At 67.2% G+C, this 16,760-nt stretch carries 17 protein-coding genes; 9 read left to right on the forward strand and 8 right to left on the reverse strand.

Going from position 1 to position 16,760, the window contains the following annotated elements:
- The 3 genes from ACWCSU_RS09990 to ACWCSU_RS10000 form a co-directional block, all read right to left on the reverse strand.
- On the reverse strand, positions 1 to 612 hold the full coding sequence (locus ACWCSU_RS09990) for an FMN reductase (RefSeq protein ID WP_449934723.1): 612 nt from the start codon (positions 610 to 612) through the stop codon (positions 1 to 3).
- Between the two features lie 23 nt (positions 613 to 635).
- Positions 636 to 1,727, reverse strand: coding sequence for an LLM class flavin-dependent oxidoreductase (locus ACWCSU_RS09995; RefSeq protein ID WP_357703104.1), 1,092 nt, complete (start codon positions 1,725 to 1,727; stop codon positions 636 to 638).
- A gap of 91 nt (positions 1,728 to 1,818) precedes the next feature.
- On the reverse strand, positions 1,819 to 2,355 hold the full coding sequence (locus ACWCSU_RS10000; protein ID WP_364096486.1) for a CGNR zinc finger domain-containing protein: 537 nt from the start codon (positions 2,353 to 2,355) through the stop codon (positions 1,819 to 1,821).
- 84 nt (positions 2,356 to 2,439) lie between these two features.
- Between ACWCSU_RS10000 and ACWCSU_RS10005 the strand changes: the two genes are divergently transcribed.
- Positions 2,440 to 3,693 carry an MFS transporter gene (locus tag ACWCSU_RS10005; protein ID WP_449934724.1) on the forward strand — a complete coding sequence of 418 codons (1,254 nt, stop codon included), beginning with the start codon at positions 2,440 to 2,442 and terminating at the stop codon, positions 3,691 to 3,693.
- Here ACWCSU_RS10005 and ACWCSU_RS10010 read toward each other — a convergent pair.
- Complete coding sequence (locus ACWCSU_RS10010; protein WP_449934725.1) at positions 3,680 to 4,330, reverse strand: NAD-dependent epimerase/dehydratase family protein; 651 nt, start codon at positions 4,328 to 4,330, stop codon at positions 3,680 to 3,682. The two genes, ACWCSU_RS10005 and ACWCSU_RS10010, sit on opposite strands and share 14 nt — an antisense overlap.
- Positions 4,327 to 5,700 (reverse strand): APC family permease, encoded by a 1,374-nt coding sequence (locus ACWCSU_RS10015; RefSeq protein WP_397037160.1) that lies wholly within the window; start codon positions 5,698 to 5,700, stop codon positions 4,327 to 4,329. The genes ACWCSU_RS10010 and ACWCSU_RS10015 overlap by 4 nt, the downstream gene beginning before the upstream one ends.
- A 103-nt stretch (positions 5,701 to 5,803) precedes the next feature.
- Between ACWCSU_RS10015 and ACWCSU_RS10020 the strand changes: the two genes are divergently transcribed.
- Positions 5,804 to 6,412: a TetR/AcrR family transcriptional regulator gene (locus ACWCSU_RS10020; protein ID WP_357703114.1), complete on the forward strand. Its 609-nt coding sequence runs from the start codon at positions 5,804 to 5,806 to the stop codon at positions 6,410 to 6,412.
- 149 nt (positions 6,413 to 6,561) lie between these two features.
- Positions 6,562 to 7,395 (forward strand): alpha/beta fold hydrolase, encoded by an 834-nt coding sequence (locus tag ACWCSU_RS10025; RefSeq protein ID WP_449934726.1) that lies wholly within the window; start codon positions 6,562 to 6,564, stop codon positions 7,393 to 7,395.
- A 223-nt stretch (positions 7,396 to 7,618) separates the two neighbouring features.
- Here ACWCSU_RS10025 and ACWCSU_RS10030 read toward each other — a convergent pair whose 3' ends face one another.
- The 3 genes from ACWCSU_RS10030 to ACWCSU_RS10040 all read right to left on the reverse strand — a co-directional run bounded on the left by ACWCSU_RS10030 (position 7,619) and on the right by ACWCSU_RS10040 (position 10,038).
- On the reverse strand, positions 7,619 to 8,050 hold the full coding sequence (locus tag ACWCSU_RS10030) for a nuclear transport factor 2 family protein (protein ID WP_449934727.1): 432 nt from the start codon (positions 8,048 to 8,050) through the stop codon (positions 7,619 to 7,621).
- A gap of 301 nt (positions 8,051 to 8,351) precedes the next feature.
- Positions 8,352 to 9,449 (reverse strand): tyrosine-type recombinase/integrase, encoded by a 1,098-nt coding sequence (locus tag ACWCSU_RS10035; protein ID WP_449934728.1) that lies wholly within the window; start codon positions 9,447 to 9,449, stop codon positions 8,352 to 8,354.
- A gap of 1 nt (position 9,450) precedes the next feature.
- Complete coding sequence (locus tag ACWCSU_RS10040; protein WP_449934729.1) at positions 9,451 to 10,038, reverse strand: hypothetical protein; 588 nt, start codon at positions 10,036 to 10,038, stop codon at positions 9,451 to 9,453.
- A 266-nt stretch (positions 10,039 to 10,304) separates the two neighbouring features.
- Here ACWCSU_RS10040 and ACWCSU_RS10045 point away from each other — a divergent pair, with 266 nt between their 5' ends.
- The 6 genes from ACWCSU_RS10045 (at position 10,305) to ACWCSU_RS10070 (ending at position 15,818) form a co-directional block, all read left to right on the forward strand.
- On the forward strand, positions 10,305 to 10,463 hold the full coding sequence (locus ACWCSU_RS10045; protein WP_449934776.1) for a helix-turn-helix domain-containing protein: 159 nt from the start codon (positions 10,305 to 10,307) through the stop codon (positions 10,461 to 10,463).
- A gap of 876 nt (positions 10,464 to 11,339) precedes the next feature.
- Positions 11,340 to 11,576: an HNH endonuclease gene (locus ACWCSU_RS10050; RefSeq protein WP_449934777.1), complete on the forward strand. Its 237-nt coding sequence runs from the start codon at positions 11,340 to 11,342 to the stop codon at positions 11,574 to 11,576.
- A 492-nt stretch (positions 11,577 to 12,068) separates the two neighbouring features.
- Positions 12,069 to 12,227, forward strand: coding sequence for a hypothetical protein (locus tag ACWCSU_RS10055; protein ID WP_449934730.1), 159 nt, complete (start codon positions 12,069 to 12,071; stop codon positions 12,225 to 12,227).
- Positions 12,228 to 12,272: 45 nt separating this feature from the next.
- The gene (locus tag ACWCSU_RS10060; RefSeq protein ID WP_449934731.1) at positions 12,273 to 12,764 is read left to right on the forward strand and encodes a hypothetical protein; all 492 of its coding nucleotides are present in this window, start codon (positions 12,273 to 12,275) and stop codon (positions 12,762 to 12,764) included.
- A gap of 82 nt (positions 12,765 to 12,846) precedes the next feature.
- Positions 12,847 to 13,719 carry a hypothetical protein gene (locus ACWCSU_RS10065; protein ID WP_449934732.1) on the forward strand — a complete coding sequence of 291 codons (873 nt, stop codon included), beginning with the start codon at positions 12,847 to 12,849 and terminating at the stop codon, positions 13,717 to 13,719.
- A 440-nt stretch (positions 13,720 to 14,159) separates the two neighbouring features.
- Positions 14,160 to 15,818, forward strand: a complete 1,659-nt coding sequence (locus tag ACWCSU_RS10070) for a hypothetical protein (protein ID WP_449934733.1) — start codon at positions 14,160 to 14,162, stop codon at positions 15,816 to 15,818.
- The last annotated feature ends 942 nt before the right edge of the window (positions 15,819 to 16,760 follow it).

The raw sequence follows: 16,760 nt of genomic DNA on the forward strand, positions 1-16,760 counted from the left end.
CTAGCGCAGCGGGCGCAAAGCCGCGAGCTGCTCCGCAAACGGGACGACCTCCCCATCGTCGCTCGACTTCCGCGGAGCCCGGCCCGTCAGCAGGCCGGCCAGCTCCCCGGCGGCCCGGTCGATGCGCTCGCCGAGCCCGTCGGTGAAGGCGTCACCGCCGCCGCCCCAGTCCTCCGAGGCGGCGTAGACGGCGGTCGGCACGACGATGGCCCGCAGGTACGCGAACAGCGGGCGCAGCGCGTGCTCCAGCACCAGCGAGTGGCGCGGCGTGCCGCCCGTGGCCGCGACCAGCACGGGCGTGCCCGCCAGGGCCGTGTTGTCGATCACGTCGAAGAACGACTTGAACAGGCCGCTGTAGGAGCCGCTGAACGTCGGCGTGACCGCGATGAGCCCGTCGGCCTCCGTCACGGCCTCGATCACCTCGCGCAGCCGGGCGCCGGGGAAGCCGGTCACCAGGTTGTTGGCGATGTCCACGGCCAGGTCGCGCAGCTCGACCACGCGCACCTCGGCCTCGCCGGCCAGCCGCCGCCGGGTGGCCTCGGCCAGGCGGTCGGCGAGCAGGCGGGTGGAGGACGGCTGGGTCAGACCGGCCGTGACGACGACGAGCTTCATGGGGGGATCTCCCTTTCTGGAGGTCAGACCTCGACGGCCTGGGACGTACGGGCCTGGAGCAGCGAGGCGTGCGTCGGCGCGTCCGGGACGCCGGCCGGGCGGTCCTTGGCCAGCTCCTTGCGCAGCACCGGCACGACCTCCTCGCCCAGGAGGTCGAGCTGCTCCAGCACGGTCTTCAGCGGCAGGCCGGCGTGGTCCATGAGGAACAGCTGGCGCTGGTAGTCGCCGAAGAACTCGCGGAACTCCAGCGTCCGGTCGATGACCTGCTGCGGGCTGCCCACGGTGAGCGGGGTCTCGGCGGTGAACTCCTCCAGCGACGGCCCGTGGCCGTACACGGGGGCGTTGTCGAAGTACGGGCGGAACTCGCGGACGGCGTCCTGGGAGTTCTTGCGCATGAACACCTGGCCGCCCAGGCCGACGATCGCCTGCTCGGGTGTGCCGTGCCCGTAGTGGGCGTACCGCTGGCGGTAGAGGTTGATCAGGCGGATGAAGTGCTCCTTGGGCCAGAAGATGTTGTTGGCGAAGAAGCCGTCACCGTAGTACGCGGCCTGCTCGGCGATCTCCGGGCTGCGGATCGAGCCGTGCCACACGAACGGCGGCACCCCGTCCAGCGGGCGCGGCGTGCTGGTGAACCCCTGCAGCGGCGTGCGGAAGCGGCCCTCCCAGTCCACGACGTCCTCGCGCCACAGCTGGTGCAGCAGCGCGTAGTTCTCGACGGCCAGCGGGATGCCCTGGCGGATGTCCTGCCCGAACCACGGGTAGACCGGCCCGGTGTTGCCGCGGCCCAGCATGACGTCCACCCGGCCGTCGGCCAGGTGCTGGAGCATGGCGAAGTCCTCGGCGATCTTGACCGGGTCGTTGGTGGTGATCAACGTCGTGGCGGTGGACAGGATCAGCCGCTCGGTCCTGGCCGCGATGTAGCCGAGCATGGTGGTCGGCGAGGACGGCACGAACGGCGGGTTGTGGTGCTCGCCGGTCGCGAACACGTCGAGGCCCACCTCCTCGGCCTTGAGCGCGATCGCCACCATCGCCTTGATCCGCTCGTGCTCGGTCGGGGTCCTGCCTGTGGTGGGGTCCATGGTCACGTCGCCCACGCTGAAGATTCCGAACTGCACTTTAGTCACCATCCATGACTGTTGAATCTTTGACAGGTACCGTAGCGTCCGGCCGCGTGCGGTTATTCCATCATCTCGTGAGGCGTCCCCGTCAGGCGCCCGCGCGGGCACGGAAGGCCGCCGCCTTGGCCCGGTTGCCGCAGCCGCGCATGTCGCACCAGCGGCGGGTGCGGCGGTGGGAGGCGTCGACGTACAGGCGGGTGCAGGGGTCGGCCTCGCACTCGCGGATCAGTGCCGCCTGCGGGCCGCCGAGCAGCTCGATCGCCGCCCGCGCCGTCGCGGACAGCGCGCCGGTCAGCCCGCCGCCGCGCCGCAGGCCGCGCTCGCCGAGCACGACGTCCGCGGGCGCGGGCCGGGCGGTCTCGTTGAGCAGGTCGCGGTCGGCCCGGTCGTACGGGCGGCCCTCGCGGGCGGCCGTGGCCAGCCGGTAGACCGCCTCGCGCAGGGCCGCCGCCCGCGCCAGGTCGTCGTCGCCGGTCGCGGGCGGCTCGTCGAGGAGCCCGGCGGCGACCGTCCAGCGGGCGAGGTCGGCGGGGGCGGCCATCAGGTCGATGCGCGCGCCCCGGCGGTGGCCGATGGTGCCGGCGAGGTCGAGGCCGAGGTTGCCGCTGACGAAGGTGAAGTCCACGACTCCGATGGTAACCGCATTGACAAGTTACTTTCGGCGCTGCGAAGGTTGCTAACCACTGAATGCGGTTATTTGGGGGCGTACGTGACGACACTCATCACCACTCGCGGCGGGACGCGCCGCTTCGGCGCGCGGCACCGATGGGTCGTGCTGTCCGTGGGCGTCGGCGCCCAGGCCGGCTTCTCGGCCATGTTCTCCGGCATCCCGGTGACCGCGGTCTTCATGCGCTCCGGCTACCACCTGTCGCTGGGGTCGCTCGGCCTGGTGCTGTCCTGCCTGGGGCTCGGCGTGGCCGCCTCCGACATCGCGTGGGGCATGCTGACCGACCGGTGGGGCGACCGCCGCGTGCTGCTCGCCGGCCTGACCGCCACGGGCGCGCTGCTGGTGGTGATGGCCGCCGCCGTCACGCCGTCCGAGAACGTGGGGGTGGCCCTGCTGGCCGCGTGCCTGCTGGCCGCCGGTGCGCTCGGCGGCAGCGTGAACGGCGCCTCCGGACGGGCCATCATGACCTGGTTCGCCGACGGCGAGCGTGGGCTGGCGATGAGCATCCGCCAGACGGCCATCCCCGTCGGCGGCGCGGTCGGGGTCGCCCTGCTGCCCTGGCTCGCCGAGCGGTACGGGTTCCGCGCCGTCTACGCCGTACCGGCCGTGTTCTGCCTGCTGGCGGCGGCGGCCACCTGGCGCTGGCTGCACGAGCCGGCCCACGCGACCGCCGCGGCCGCCCCCGAGCCCGGCCCCTCACCGCTGCGCCGCTGGGACGTGTGGCGCCTGGCGCTGGCCAGCGGGCTGCTCACCGTGCCGCAGTTCGCCGTGCTGTCCTTCACCGCGGTCTTCCTGCACGACGTCAAGGGGGCCGGCGCCGCCCTGGCCAGTCTCACCGTGCTGATCGCCCAGCTCGGCGGCGGCGCCGCGCGCATCTGGACCGGCAGGCGCACCGACCGCCACGGCGGGCGGCGCACCTGGATCCGCGCCATCGGGACGCTCTCCGGGGTCGTGATGGCCGCCGCCGCGGTGCTCACCTCCGCGCCCACGCCGGTCACCGTCGCCGCCCTGGCGCTCGGCGGCCTGCTGGCCAACTCCTGGCACGGCATCGCCTACACCGAGATCGCCGCCATGGCGGGAGCGGCCAGGGCGGGCACCGCGCTCGGCCTGGAGGGCACCGCCTGCTTCGCCTCGGGCTTCCTGACCCCGCTGCTCGTCCCCGTGGTGCTCGCCCTCGCCTCGTGGGAGGCGGTGTGGGGGCTGGCCGCGCTCGCCCCGCTGCTGGCCGTGCCGCTGGTGCCCGGGACCGCCGTCACAAGGCGTCGACGGCCGGGGATCGCCTTCACAGGGCGTTGATGGCCGCCGGGCCGAGGATGTGCTCGGGAGCGCCGCGCTCGGCCACGGTGATCATCGCCTGGCCGATGCGCTCGGTCGTCGTCACCTCCGCCGGGAACAGCCGGCGCAGCAGCGGGTAGAGCGGCGCGACCACGACGTAGGCCAGCCGGTACCAGCGGGTGCGCGAGGTGATGCCGTGCATCGGCTGGATGTATCCCGGACGGAACATGTAGGCGTGGAACGGCAGCGCGAGCAGCGCGTTCTCGGTCGCGCCCTTCACCCTGGCCCACATCGCGCGGCCGTGCGCGTCGGTGCCGGCGCCCGAGACGTAGACGAAGGTCGAGGACGGGCTCAGCCGGGCCAGCGTGGTGCCGGCCGCCAGCGTGTAGTCGTAGGTGACGTGCCGGTAGTCCCGCTCGCTCATGCCCGCAGAGGACACACCCAGGCAGAAGAAGCACGCGTCGTAGCCGGACAGCTCGTCCTCGATGGGGGACAGGTCCGACAGGTCGGCGTGGACGATCTCGCGCAGCTTGCCGTGGACCGTCCCCGTGGGCGACCGGCCGACCGTCAGCACAGCCGTCACGCGCTCGTCGAGCAGGCACTCCCTGAGCACGCCGCGCCCGACCATGCCGGTCGCCCCGAAGATGATCACTCTCATGGTTCAGCCAGATCCCACCCGCCGCGCCGCCGCAGCACCCCCAGATAGTACGCCGCCGACAGCACCGCGATCCCGGCCGTGACGTACAGGCTGGGCCGGCCGATCACCGGGTCCAGCGCGTTCAGGTAGATCACGTACGCCAGCGCCGCCAGCGCCGCCACCGGCGCGAGCGGGAACCACGGCATCCGGTACGCCGCGTGGCCGGTCGTGCCGTTGCGCCGCCCCGCGAGCGCGCCCAGGCACAACGCGGCGTACACGGCCACGATCGAGGTGCCGGTCACCACCAGCAGGAAACGCTCGTCGATGAAGCAGCAGGCCGCGCTGACCACGCCGGTCAGCGCGGTGGCCACCCACGGCGAGCCGTACCGGGCGTGGATGGACGACAGCATGCGGCTGACCGGCGCGGGCCAGGCGCGGTCCCGTCCGGTGCTGAACAGCATGCGCGAGGTGATGAGGATGATGGCCAGCACGGCGTTGAGTATGGCCAGCGCGACGGCCAGGGAGATCACCGTGTTGGCCACCGAACCGGCGCGGGCGGTGACGAAGTACTGCATCATGTTCTCCGCGCCGAACAGGCCCTCCAGCGTCGGCGCGCCCACCAGCACCGCCGTCACCGGCACCAGCTCGGCCGCCACGGTGACGCCCAGCGCCCACAGCACGGTCCTGGCGATGCTCTTCGGCGCGTCGTGGACCTCCTCGCCGAAGTAGACCGCCGAGCCGTACCCGTTGTAGGAGAAGATCGCCACGGCGGTCGCGGCGCCGATCAGCCCGAGCGAGGCGGGCACCAGCGCGCCGCCGTCCCCGGCGACCACGGGGTGGGCGATCAGCTCGATCGGCGACCGCTGCGGCCGGAACAGGCCGAGTGCGGACACGACCACCAGCGCGATCATCTCGATGGCCAGGAAGATGCCGGTCACCCAGGCGTTCAGCTTGATGTCGAAGACCGCCACGACCGTGGTGAGCAGGCACGTCACGGCCGCCACCAGCGGCCCGTCCAGGCCGGGGAGGACGACCGACAGGTACGCGCCCACGCCCAGCGCGATGACGGCGATGATGAGCAACTGCGTGATGAGGATCAGCCCGAGCACCACGAACCCGGGCAGCCGGCCGAGCGTCCGGGCGGTGATGGCGTACTCGCCGCCGGTGAGCGGGAACGCCGAGCCCAGCTCGGCGTAGACGAAGGCCATGAACACGCCCACGACGGCGCCGGCCAGGTAGCTGAGGATCGCGCCGCTGCCGGCCTGGGAGATCACGCCGGGGGCGATGATGAAGACCGAGGACGCGGGGGTGATGGCGGACAGGGTGAGGAGGAGGGTGCCGAGGAGCTTGAGTCCCCGGTGCAGGTGTGGATGGGCGGCCGTTGTTGCCACGACGCCTCCTTGGGGGGTTCCTTGAGCGAGTATCAAAGAACTAACCGGGGCCTGCGTCAAGGAGGGCTTGCGTTTTTTGAAGGGCCTATGAAGAATCGCGGCCATGGCGCGACCCAGCCGGGCCCGGGAGAAACGGGCCGAACTCGTCACCGCCGCCCGCCGGGCGGTGCTCGAACGCGGCATCCTCGACCTGCGGCTGCGCGACGTCGCCGAGGTCGCCGGCATGTCGGCCGGCTCGGTGCTCTACTACTTCCCGAGCATGGCCGACCTGCTGCAGGAGGTGCAGCGCGAGGCGGTCGACCGGTTCTGCGCCGCCCGCGAGGCCGCCGCCGCGCGCGAACCCGACCCCCGGCGGCGCCTGGTCATCACCATCGGCAGCGGCCTGCCCGCCGGTCCGGACGACGAACTGTGCGTGCTGCTGTACGAGCTGGGGGCGCACGCCCGGCGCGACCCGGCGTACGCGGCCCAGCACATCAGGCTGTACGAACGGCAGGTGGGCCTGTACGCCGCGATCCTGGAGGCGGGCTCGGCGACGGGCGTCTTCACGTTGACGCGGGACGCCAGGACGATCGCCCGGAACCTGGTGGCGCTGGAGGACGGGCTGGGGTTGCACCTGCTGGACGCGGTGCGGCCGTTCGACACGGAAACCGCCCGCGACCTCCTCCTCTCCTACGCCACAGACACCACCCAATGCCCCCTCCCGACCCCATAGACCTCGCCCTTCTCCACGTCAGCCACGCGCCTCCCTCTCCGCGTTCCGGAGTGTGTGGCCCTGTTACCCCCAGCCACCCCGCGCCACCGACCAGTACGAGGGAACATTCGTCCAATCCTTCGCCGCACCCCGGCCGAGACAGTGGCCCCATGACCAGTTTCACCGGCGACAGCACCAAGAGCACGACCCTCTCCCTGGACGACGGCGACCTCCACGTCTACCAGGACGGCCCCCGCGACGCCCCCGCCCTCCTCCTCATCCACGGTTCCGCGTCCTCGGCCCGCTCCTGGGACCAGTTGGTCCCCCTGCTCACGGGCTCCCACCACGTCATCCGCATCGACCTGCTCGGCCACGGCCGCTCCGCCAAACCGGACGACCGTGACTACACCACCCCGGATCAGGCCCGCCGGGTCGGCGAGGCACTGGACCGGCTCGGCGTACGGCGGGCCGTGGTCACAGGCCACTCCAGCGGTGGCGCGGTCGCCACCGCCCTCGCCGAGGAACGTCCCGACCTGGTGTCCGCGCTCGTCCTCATCAACACCGGCCCCAGCCTGGACGCCTTCATCGCCCCGGCCTCGGCCGCGTTCACCCCCTCACAGTGGCCGCCGACCGACGAACAGCTCCGCGGGTTCGCGAGCACCGGCTTCAGCCGTCCGGGCTACCAACTGCCCGACGAGCTCCTGGACGAGGTGCGCTGCATGACCCTCCACACGCTCGCCGCGACCATGCAGGGCACCCGCGACTACCTGCAACAACGGCCGCTCCCGGACCGGCTGGCGCCCCTCGGCGAACCGCTACTGGTGATCTTCGGCGAGGACGACCGCCGATGGCGTTCCTCGTCCGCCGCCGACTACCGCATCGTGCCTGGCGCGGAGGTCGAACTGCTGCCCGGCCTCGGCCACACCCCCATCCTTGAGGACCCCGAACGGACCGCCGTCCCACTCCTGGCCTTCACCACAACCCACGCCAAGCAGCCCCACTGAACACACCGAAGCGGGCACACCGAACGCCCCCGCCGCAAAGCGGCTGCATGCACCGACAAGACGCCGACCCACAGCCGGCCACGAAGCCGCTCCGCCACCGGCCAAGGCGCAGACCGAGGGCCGGGCGGCTCCGTACGGGCCGTCGCGTCGATCCAGGGTGGCCGTGCAGGTGTTCCCTCCGACCCAGCCCCCGAGGCGGACCCCGCAGGGGGTCCCGGCAAGCTCACTGGGCCGTGCGCCAGCTCTGCTCCTCCACCAGTTCCTCACTCCGCCAGCCACCGGCCGTGCGCCGCATCCGGTGGTGGTACCACCCACCGCCGTGCACGAACCCCTTGGCATCGGACGCGGCCATCTCCCGGGTCGGGGCGAGGGTGTCGGTGAACGGCGCGCTCACCTGCGCCTGGTCACCGGTGAGGACGATCCGCGCGGCCCCGATCAGGTGCAGGCGTCCCGGCCAGTGCGGCAACACCTCGGCGAGCCAGCTCTTGACCTCCGCGAGACCGCCCCTGATCCCGCCCGCGGACCGGTAGTCGATGACCGCGTCGGGGCTGAACACCTCGTCGAGCAGGTCCCACTCACCGGAGTCGACGGCCCGCGAGTAACGGGCCAGCAGGTCGGCGATCTCCAGGCGGTCGGCGATTTCCTGAGCGTCCATGCCCCTGATCGAACCAAACGCTTGCTACCAACACCAGGCCCGCAGTCCGGGAACAGCCGGAAACGCATCAGCCAGGCCGGCGATCCGCCGACCTGGCTGATGAGAGATGGTGGACGATACTGGGAATGTGCCATCTGGGAGCAAAAGTGCCTTGTAGATAGCCCATTGAGACCTCCTGGAGTCAGCACATAGTCAGCACGCCGCGCGATCTTTAACGGGCGTGATGGCCTCCTGGTAGGCCGTTTCCATGACCTCAAGGGCACGGTCCCATGCCTCCTCCAGTAGATGGGCGTAGGTCTTGTTAGGTCTCGTTGATGTCCTTGTGGCCGAGCCAGTGGGACAGGTCGGTGATCGGGATGCCCTGAGAGAGCTGCATCGAGGCATATGCGTGCCTGAGGCCGTGGATGGTGAAGCTGTCAGGGATGCCCGCGACCTTGAGGGCGGCTTTGAACTTGACCCGGAACACCTCGTGGTTGACGTACGGGTGCTTGCGGCCCTGGAAGAGGTAGCCGTCTGGGTTGGTGCCGTGTGTGTCCAGGTGGGTGGTGACGACCGCGTGGACGAACGGCGGTAGTGGTGCGTCTCGGTATTCGCCTTCCTCGCGGTGCTTGAGCGGGCCGAGGCCGTGTTTCTGGGTGACCTGCTGGGAGATCCTGATCCTTCGGCCGCCGAAGAGGAGGCAGTCTTCGCTGAAGGCAAGTGCTTCGCCGATGCGGAGGCCGCATCCGGCCATGAGCCAGATGGCCGCCGCCCAGTCTTTCGGCATGGCGTCGGCAAGCTTGGCGATCTGTGCCCAGGTGGGGACGTAGAAGTCCTTCTTCCCGACCGCTGAGGGAAGTTCGATCTCCGTGCAGGGGGAGTCGGTGAGCAGTTTGTCTCGTACGGCTTCGTCAAGTATGGAGTTGAGTACGGCGTAGCAGCCGTTGATCGTGCTGGCGGCGTAGCCGTCGTTCCGCATCTTGGCGATGAGGTCTTTGACGTGCTGGCGCTTGATGGCGCTGAGTTTGAGGTGGCCGAGGGCGGGTTTGATGTGGTTGCGGAGGTAGGAGCGGTATCGCTCCAGGGTGTTGGGCTTGAGTACGCGTCCGGTGAGCCATTTGTCGGCGTAGTCGGAGAAGACGACCTTCCCGGCTTTGGGGTCGATGACGCGGCGTAAGCCGCTGACCTTGTCGGACTTGATTTCCAGGATGAACGCTTCGGCGTCCTTGCGCATGTGGTGGGGGTAGGACTGCTCTTGCTGTTTGGCGTCGCGCCCGCCGAGGCGGTAGCGGACTACCCAGGAGTGTCCGCACTTGCCCCACACCCGTTCTGCGGTCTTGCGGTCGTCGGCCTTGCGAAGGTCGAGTGCGCGCCCGGCCTTGGTGTCGGCGCACTCACACTTCTTGATCAGGCTGGCCACGTTAGTTAGTTCCCTCGTCTTCCTTGAGTTGTGCCGAGTATTCGGTGAGGACTTGTTCGGCTTCGGCGCTCCACTTTCCGCCCGGCATGCCGGGCATCGGGGCGCTGAGCATGCCCCGCTCTCTCGCGAGGCGCACCCAGTTCTCGGCAGTCCGCCGATCGGCCCCGGTCGCCTGTGCGAGCGCGTTGACGGGGCTCTTGGAGCGGAGGGCCTGGATGGCGTAGGCGAAGGCCACCATCACGTAGAACAGATCTGGTCGCCCCCGGCTGCCAGGCCGAGGGTCTTCCTCGACCATCCGTGTGATTTCACGTGTTGCGGCGTGCAGGACGGAGTTGTGCCGCTGCTGATTCACGGTCTGGAGCTTCTTCCGGCCCTCGATCACTTGCGCGAGTGGGATCGCGCGCAGCGTGCTCGTGGTGATCCCGCGCGCCAGTTCAGTCGGGTCGGCACCGGGGGCAGGCTTGATCGACAGTTCGATGGGGCCGCCCTGCGCCGCATCGTCGGGCCAAACGTAGGTGATCAGCCATGGGCCGACCTGTGCAGTGGCCTGGCTGCCGCCCGCTTGGGGGGCGTCGGTGTGCTCTGTCATGCGATCAACTTATGGGCTAAGTGTGGTGCTTGACAAGATGTCTATATAGGTGGCTTGACAAGAGCCGCATGTATTGCCCAGGCTTTCGTGTGCCCGCCGCGCCGGGCAGGGAAGGGCCAACCAGGTCACGCCCGGCCAGGGCGGTCACGGGCATGCCTTTGACAACTGCACAGCGGACACGAGACGCGAGCGGTACCAAACCTGCGGGCGAAGCGCCCGCACATGGGAGAGGAGAGCGATTGGCCAGCGGTGGCAGTAACCGGCTGATGAGTGTGGAGGAGGTGGCCGCCTATCTCGGCGTGCCCAAGAGCACCGTCTATGACCGATGGGAGCGGTGGGGCCTGACGGGAATCAGGGTCGGCCGCGCTCTGAGGTTCCGACAACGTGACGTGGAGACGTGGATTGACCGCCAGGTCATTGCATGAAGGCTAGCGGAGGACGTATGGATGTGATGTTTGTTAGTGAGCGCAGATCGCACAGGCGGTACAGGCCAAGGTGGTGGAAACTTCAGGGAAGAACGGCCGAGGAGACCTCACAGGCTCTCACTCTCGACCCAGGCTTTCGCCTGTGGCTGCTGGCGGTAGGGCGGGCTTGCCAGGGCGGGCATGCCAACTTTGAGGCCGGGGAACTTCGCGATCTGGTGCCAAAGCTGAACCGCGCAACCGGAGAGGTGGCCGGCTACTCAGATCGGCAGCTAGGACGGCTGATCACGGAGTTGATTGAGGTGGGATTGCTTGCGCCGGAGTTGAACCGGCGATGTCTGGTGATTCCATTCTTGTTGCTGGATGCTGATATCCCATATTCGCCGGTGCCGTGCCCTGAGCACGGGCACGACCTGTCATGGACGCCGGACGGCTGGATAGACCCCACAGCGCTCGCTGCGACGAAATCCGTGTAGGACAGCATCCGTCCATAGATCTGGGTTGATGGACAGTATTTGTCCATGTGCAACGCTGTCACCAGCGGGAATAGCAGACTCCTTCTTATATAGGGGTTCTTCAACGGCGGAGCGAGGGGGAACGATGAGCAGTAGGTGCGGCCAGCCCTTCAGGGGGCTGGTCCTATCTCTTACTCACCATCCACTCGTAAGGGCCTGGAGGGCCTAGCCGGAAGGCCCAACTACTTACCGGTTAGTTGTCTACACAAGGCAGCCTTCGGGGCTGCCAGTGGATTGATAGTTACTTTGAACGATTGGAGGGCCGTTGGCCCTGGCTAACAAGATTTGTAATGAGAGTGGTTGCCATCAGATCGCCGTACGCGGTGAAGGGAAGTGTTCCGCCCACCGCCGCAAGCCGTGGGCGGTGACGTCCAAGAGGAACCTTTCTCGGCCGAAGGATTGGAACCGCCGCCGAAGGGCGGTTCTCAAACGTGATGCCGGAGTTTGTTACTTGTGTGGGCTGTTCGGTGCCAGCGAGGTGGATCACGTCACCGCCGTAGCGGACGGCGGTAGCTGGGACGACGACAACCTTCGTAGCGTCCATCGGGCGTGCCATACGGCCAAGTCGTTGCAGGACCGCCATCGGCGGTCCAGGGCATGAGAAATGAGCTGTGGCGTCGTAAGGCCGGTGGCTCTCTCACCCAGGTTTTCCGCTGTGGGCACTGCGGTGAGCGGGTGCGGGAGACGCGCCAACTCGGCGCGGGCCGCCCCGGCCCGTGGCGTCGGTACTGCTCGGCCGGATGTCGTCAGGCCGCCAAGCGCGTACGTGATCGTGAGCAAGCGCGGGAGCGCTACCGGCTTGCCAAAGGCTTATGCCTGTCGTGCGGCACAAAGATTGAAGCCGAGCATTTCCATCCATACTGCTCAGTGCGTTGTGATGAAGTCCTTTGGGAGCTGCGAACTCTAGTGAGGTGAGTTTTCTCGCCAAAATAACAAGCTTCCCCCTCTAATACAGGTTAGGGAGAGATACCTCGGCTCTCCCCACTTGTGAAAGCCTGTTGAAGGCCCTCGGTGACCTCGTGCCGGGGGCCTTCTTCGTACCCCTACACCATTTGAGAGAACACTGATGATTAGCCATGCCCAGCTTGAGAACATGTGCGCCCTGGAGATCCTCGCCGCCTGGCGGGACGGCGATTTGGACCCCGCCATCCGCATCGTGTCTGTGAACGGCGATTTGGACAACCCGAAGTCGCTCACCTACGCGTGGCAGACAACGCCAGAACATGACGAGCTACGTATGCGCACCTGGTAGGCCCGTCCAAGCCTTCATCGTTGACAACACATAGGGAGTGCCGAAATGGAAAACTCACCAACCAACACGTCTGACGCCGCCCCCGAAATGGAGCCGGTGGCCGAAGTGCCCCCAGAAGGCTCTCAGATCGATTCTGAGGCCGATAAGTGGAAGAGCCTGAGTCGGACCAACGAAGCTCGCTGGAAGGCCGCCAGCGCCGAACTGGAGGCCGTGACCGCTAAGAACGCGGAACTGGAACAGGCTATTGCCGACAGCCAGGCTGAGCACGTGCACCAGCTTGCCGTGATCCAGCTCGACCATGCGGCCAAGGATCGTGGCTTAGAGCTTGGCCCTGAAGCCATCGGCCGACTCAACGTGTCGTCGTTCATCGACGCGGCCGGACAGGTTGACTCGGCCGCCATCGCTGATTTCATCACCACCCTCGTACCGGCCCAAAGCCAGCCCAGGTTTCCTCAGAACGTGGGTATCGGCCCGCAGGGCAGTGGACCGCCAGAAGGTCCCAAGTCCGTGCCCTTGGATGCACGGGCACGCCGGTAGACGTCCCCTCCGAGAAAGGTTTGTTAGTTAATTGGCTATCACCCCCATTCCTCCGTACGCACACGCAGGCACGCATGCATTCGTGCCCACTGAGTGGAGCAGCGAGCTGCTCACACAGTTTGACCCCCTGCTGGTCTGGGCTTCGCCACTGGTGGTGAACACCGACTATGAGGGCGACATCACCGCCCAAGGCGACCGAATGGTGGTCAACGGCCTCATCCGGCCCAACGTAGGCAAGTACAACGACGTGGCCGGAATGACGATCGAAGACCTGAAGACCGTTGAACAGTACGTGGACATCACCGAGGCCGACTATGTGGCCTTCTACGTGCGCAACATCGAGACGGTTCAGGTAGCCGCCGCTTTGGCGGCGCCGGCCACTTTGGAGTCCATCCGCGCTCTCGCGTCCTCCACCGACACGTTCGTTGGTGCCACCATCGCGGCCTCAGCCTCCAGCCTGCCTCAGGTGGACGTGAGCAGCCTGCCCACAAGTGTTGCGAAGGGTGAAGCGCTGCTGGAAGCCATCTTCGACATGATGGAGAAGCTCGACGGCAGCGACGTGCCCGCAGGCCGATACGTCGTCGTCTCGCCCACGGCCAAGCGCTACCTGATGCGCGCCCCCGACGTGGCCAACGCCGCCGCCCTGGGTGAGGCCGGAGCCACCGCCAACGGTGTCGTTGCCCGCCTGGCCGGGTTCACGCTGCTGTCCACCACGGCCATGCCGAACGGCGTGGACATCCTGGCCGGGCACAAGTCGTTCACCACGTACGCCAGCCAGTTAACCGACTTCCGTAGCCAGCCGGTAGAGAAGTATCGACGTGACCAGATTGACGCCCTGCACCTTTACGGCGCGCGGGTGCTGTCTTTCCCCGGCGGCAAGCAACCCACCGCACCCAACGTCGCCGTGCAGAATTCCGAGGGCCTCGTGAAGGCCGCCGTGAAGTGGGCCGCTTAAATTCATTTCGACTATCCCCGAACTCATCGCCTGGGTTCGGGGATTTCTTTGTTTTAAGGGCTGCGGGTTTGTTAGTTCTTTCGCCCTCACATGAGGGTGTTACTCCAGGTCAGCGCACAGATGATGCCCTGCCTGAAAAAGTTCGAGACCCGTACTTGGTCGGAGGAAGGTACCCCCTGGCGGGGTCCATGGCCTCATCGAAAGTGCATTACCCCAGGGTGCGGGCAGCGCACTAACAAACACCGATTTTCCTGGAGTTTCGTAGTTTTGTGTTGACAGACAAAACTCGAATGGCTAGCTTTCTCGGCGCTGGCTCCGATTCAACCGGGTAAACGAACAAACTCGGGACTGCGAGACAGCGTTAGACATAGACCAGCCCCAGAGCGACACAGATTGCCGTCCTAAGCGCTCTGGGGCCAGCAGAGGAAGGCTACCAAGCCATGCAGAGCAACGCTCCTGTTATCTCCAACGAGGCGTTCCACGGGCTCTTTGGTCGCATCACTGATGCGCTCGACCCCTACACCGAAGGGTCCAAGGTCGGCGTCATGGTGTCCCTCATGTCGGCCTACAGCGCCTACATCGGCTACAGGCCGACCGTCGAGACAGGCAAGGGCTCTTCCCCGCTGGCACTGTGGGGTGTCCTGGTCGGGCGTAGCGGTGTCGGACGGAAGGGCACCGCTACCGGCATCGCGCGGCGCGTGATCGAGTCCGCGTTCGCCACGTTCGCGGAGGAGAGCGTGGTGGAAGGGCTTCCGGCCACGGGCCTGGGGTTCATCACCGAGCTGGCCGACCGGGCAGAGGGCACGCTGGCCAACCCGGTGTGGTTCATTGAGGAGGAGGGAGACGCGCTCCTGTCCAACGCGCGCCGGGATGCCAAGGTGGGCGTCTACCTCCGCAAAGCGTTCGACGCCCAGACCATCGCCCACAAGACCAAGCTGGATGACCTCCGGGTGAGGCGTCCGCACCTGGGGCTGATCATGCACGTGCAGCCTCGCAACTGGGCTGCTGTGGCGGGTGGCAAGGACGCCACCGGGGGCACCTGGAACCGTCTTCTCCCTGTGTGGGTGCAGCAGTCCAAGACGCTGCCGGTGTTCGAGTCCTCCGACGCCCACGAGGCCATCCGGCAGGCCGCGCGTGCACTGCGGCAGTCTGGCGACTACGCCCGCCAGGTGGACACGGTGACCGTACCGGGGTACGTGGCCCGCGTGTTCGAGGCCAAGCACCGGCCCATCGTGGAAGCCATGATCTCCACCGAGGCCATGAGCCAGTACGCCGAACGCGCGGTGGCCTACATGATCCGGCTGGCCGGACTATTCGCCCTGTCGGAGCGGCGTGATGAGATCAGCGAGCGCGACTTTGACGCCGCTCTGGCCCTGGTCTGCTACTCCATCGAAACTATCGCGTACGTGCTTCCCGAGGCCGAGACTTCGGAGGAGGCCAGTCTCGCCGTGAAGGTCGAGAACTTCGTACGGGAGGCCGGGGAGGCTGGCCGCACGGCCACCGAGATCTATCGAGCCCTGAACATCAAGGCGGCCGATCTTCGGGAGATCGTGGCTCAGCTCGACACGATTGAGGTGGCGAAGGGGCACAGTGCCAAGGGCACCGGGGGTCGTCCGAGCATGCGCTACCTCTACGTTGACTCTGCGGTCGCCGAAGCAACGAACGAACTCCACGCGGAGGCGACCCCGGAGATTGTTACGGAGGATCCTGCCGAGCTTGCCACGCACGAGGAGGAGACGGCTCCTGAGGAGGAGGCCGTCCCGGTGGCTGAGGTTCCCGCTTTCCTGCCCTTCCTGAGCGATGACGAGTGGGACGAGATCGACGCTGCGCGCAGCGTCACGCCCGAGCCTGAGACGACTCCTGAGCCCGAGCCGGTTGCGGAGGTCACCGAGGAGCCTGCCGTCTCGGAGGAGGCCGTGAAGGCGTTCCTGTCCTCCCCCGCGGGGGCGGAGATGCTTCAGGAGATCCTGATGACCATGATGGCCAAGCAGGCCGCCGCCAGCGCTCCCCAGACGGCCACGGTGACCAAGGCTTCTCGCAGGAGTCGGGCCAAGGGCACCCCTGAGGCCCTGTTCCAGGCTCCCGTGGTGGCGGCGTAGCAATCCGGCAGAACCAGTAGAACTATGCCCCCGGCTCACGGGTCGGGGGCCTTCGCCGAGTTGCTTGTTGCGGCGAACCGCGTTGGTCTTCGGGGCAGGGCCTCTGTCAGTTATGGCACATACCTCCTTCCATGAGAAGCCGCTCTTCGACGTAGTTGCTCGGTACGATGAGATCACTGCCTTCCAGGGTGCGATCTGGAGAGGGCAGTGCGGCAGTCTCGTCGGTGCAGAAGTGGCGCGACTGACGCTCAAACCGGCTGAGCCCTAAAGCCGGACGAGTTGTCCATTAGTAGGATCGACTGATGCACAACTTAGTTTGCGCTGCCCTTTGACGAGACCCGCAACGCTGCGGTTGCGTATGGCTGTCTGGCGTGCGTGTAGTCAGTCCGACTTGCATACCGATTAGCTGCGGGGAGGGAAGATGCTTAGCTGCACTGCACTGGTGGGCTGAGATAGATCGCTATGGGGACCAATCCGGGAGCATGGCTCTCGGGCTTGGGCCCCGCTGGTGCGGCCCTCATCCTCGCCGGATGCGTACTTGGGATCCTGGGCGCCAGGTTGATTCTGGCAGCAGCCCACAAGTACAAGCTCGGCAGTGGAGAGGTACGTATCTCTTGGAAGGAAATCTCAGTCCGATGGAGCCAAGAGGCGCCACAGGAAGAGTCTGAGGCGTTAAAAGCGCCAGAAGACACACCCGCGGTTGAGAAGCCGCAAGCAGCCGCAGGCGAAGACGTCACCCCGGATGGGGGTGATGCAGTCGCCTAGACAGGCCCCCTCGCTCGAGGGGGCCTTCTGCATGTTGAGCAGGATGGAGGGACTCGAATCCTCACTCCCCACCCTCTTTCCCTGATGAAAAAGTCGGGCACTCGGGGCGAGGGTGCACGCCTACAGCACATCCCTAGGCTGCGCCCAGTCGGTAGGGGGTGAAGGCGCTGCAGCAAT

Source organism: Nonomuraea sp. NPDC001699 (assembly GCF_053596455.1).

Bases quoted from the DNA above. Each gene is read 5' to 3' on its own strand.
- ACWCSU_RS10055 (WP_449934730.1), top strand. From the start codon at position 12,069: ATGTGCGCCCTGGAGATCCTCGCCGCCTGGCGGGACGGCGATTTGGAC.
- ACWCSU_RS10010 (WP_449934725.1), bottom strand. From the start codon at position 4,330: ATGAGAGTGATCATCTTCGGGGCGACCGGCATGGTCGGGCGCGGCGTG.
- ACWCSU_RS10030 (WP_449934727.1), bottom strand. From the start codon at position 8,050: ATGGACGCTCAGGAAATCGCCGACCGCCTGGAGATCGCCGACCTGCTG.
- ACWCSU_RS10040 (WP_449934729.1), bottom strand. From the start codon at position 10,038: ATGACAGAGCACACCGACGCCCCCCAAGCGGGCGGCAGCCAGGCCACT.
- ACWCSU_RS10070 (WP_449934733.1), top strand. From the start codon at position 14,160: ATGCAGAGCAACGCTCCTGTTATCTCCAACGAGGCGTTCCACGGGCTC.
- ACWCSU_RS10020 (WP_357703114.1), top strand. From the start codon at position 5,804: ATGGCGCGACCCAGCCGGGCCCGGGAGAAACGGGCCGAACTCGTCACC.
- ACWCSU_RS10025 (WP_449934726.1), top strand. From the start codon at position 6,562: ATGACCAGTTTCACCGGCGACAGCACCAAGAGCACGACCCTCTCCCTG.
- ACWCSU_RS10045 (WP_449934776.1), top strand. From the start codon at position 10,305: ATGAGTGTGGAGGAGGTGGCCGCCTATCTCGGCGTGCCCAAGAGCACC.
- ACWCSU_RS10060 (WP_449934731.1), top strand. From the start codon at position 12,273: ATGGAAAACTCACCAACCAACACGTCTGACGCCGCCCCCGAAATGGAG.
- ACWCSU_RS09990 (WP_449934723.1), bottom strand. From the start codon at position 612: ATGAAGCTCGTCGTCGTCACGGCCGGTCTGACCCAGCCGTCCTCCACC.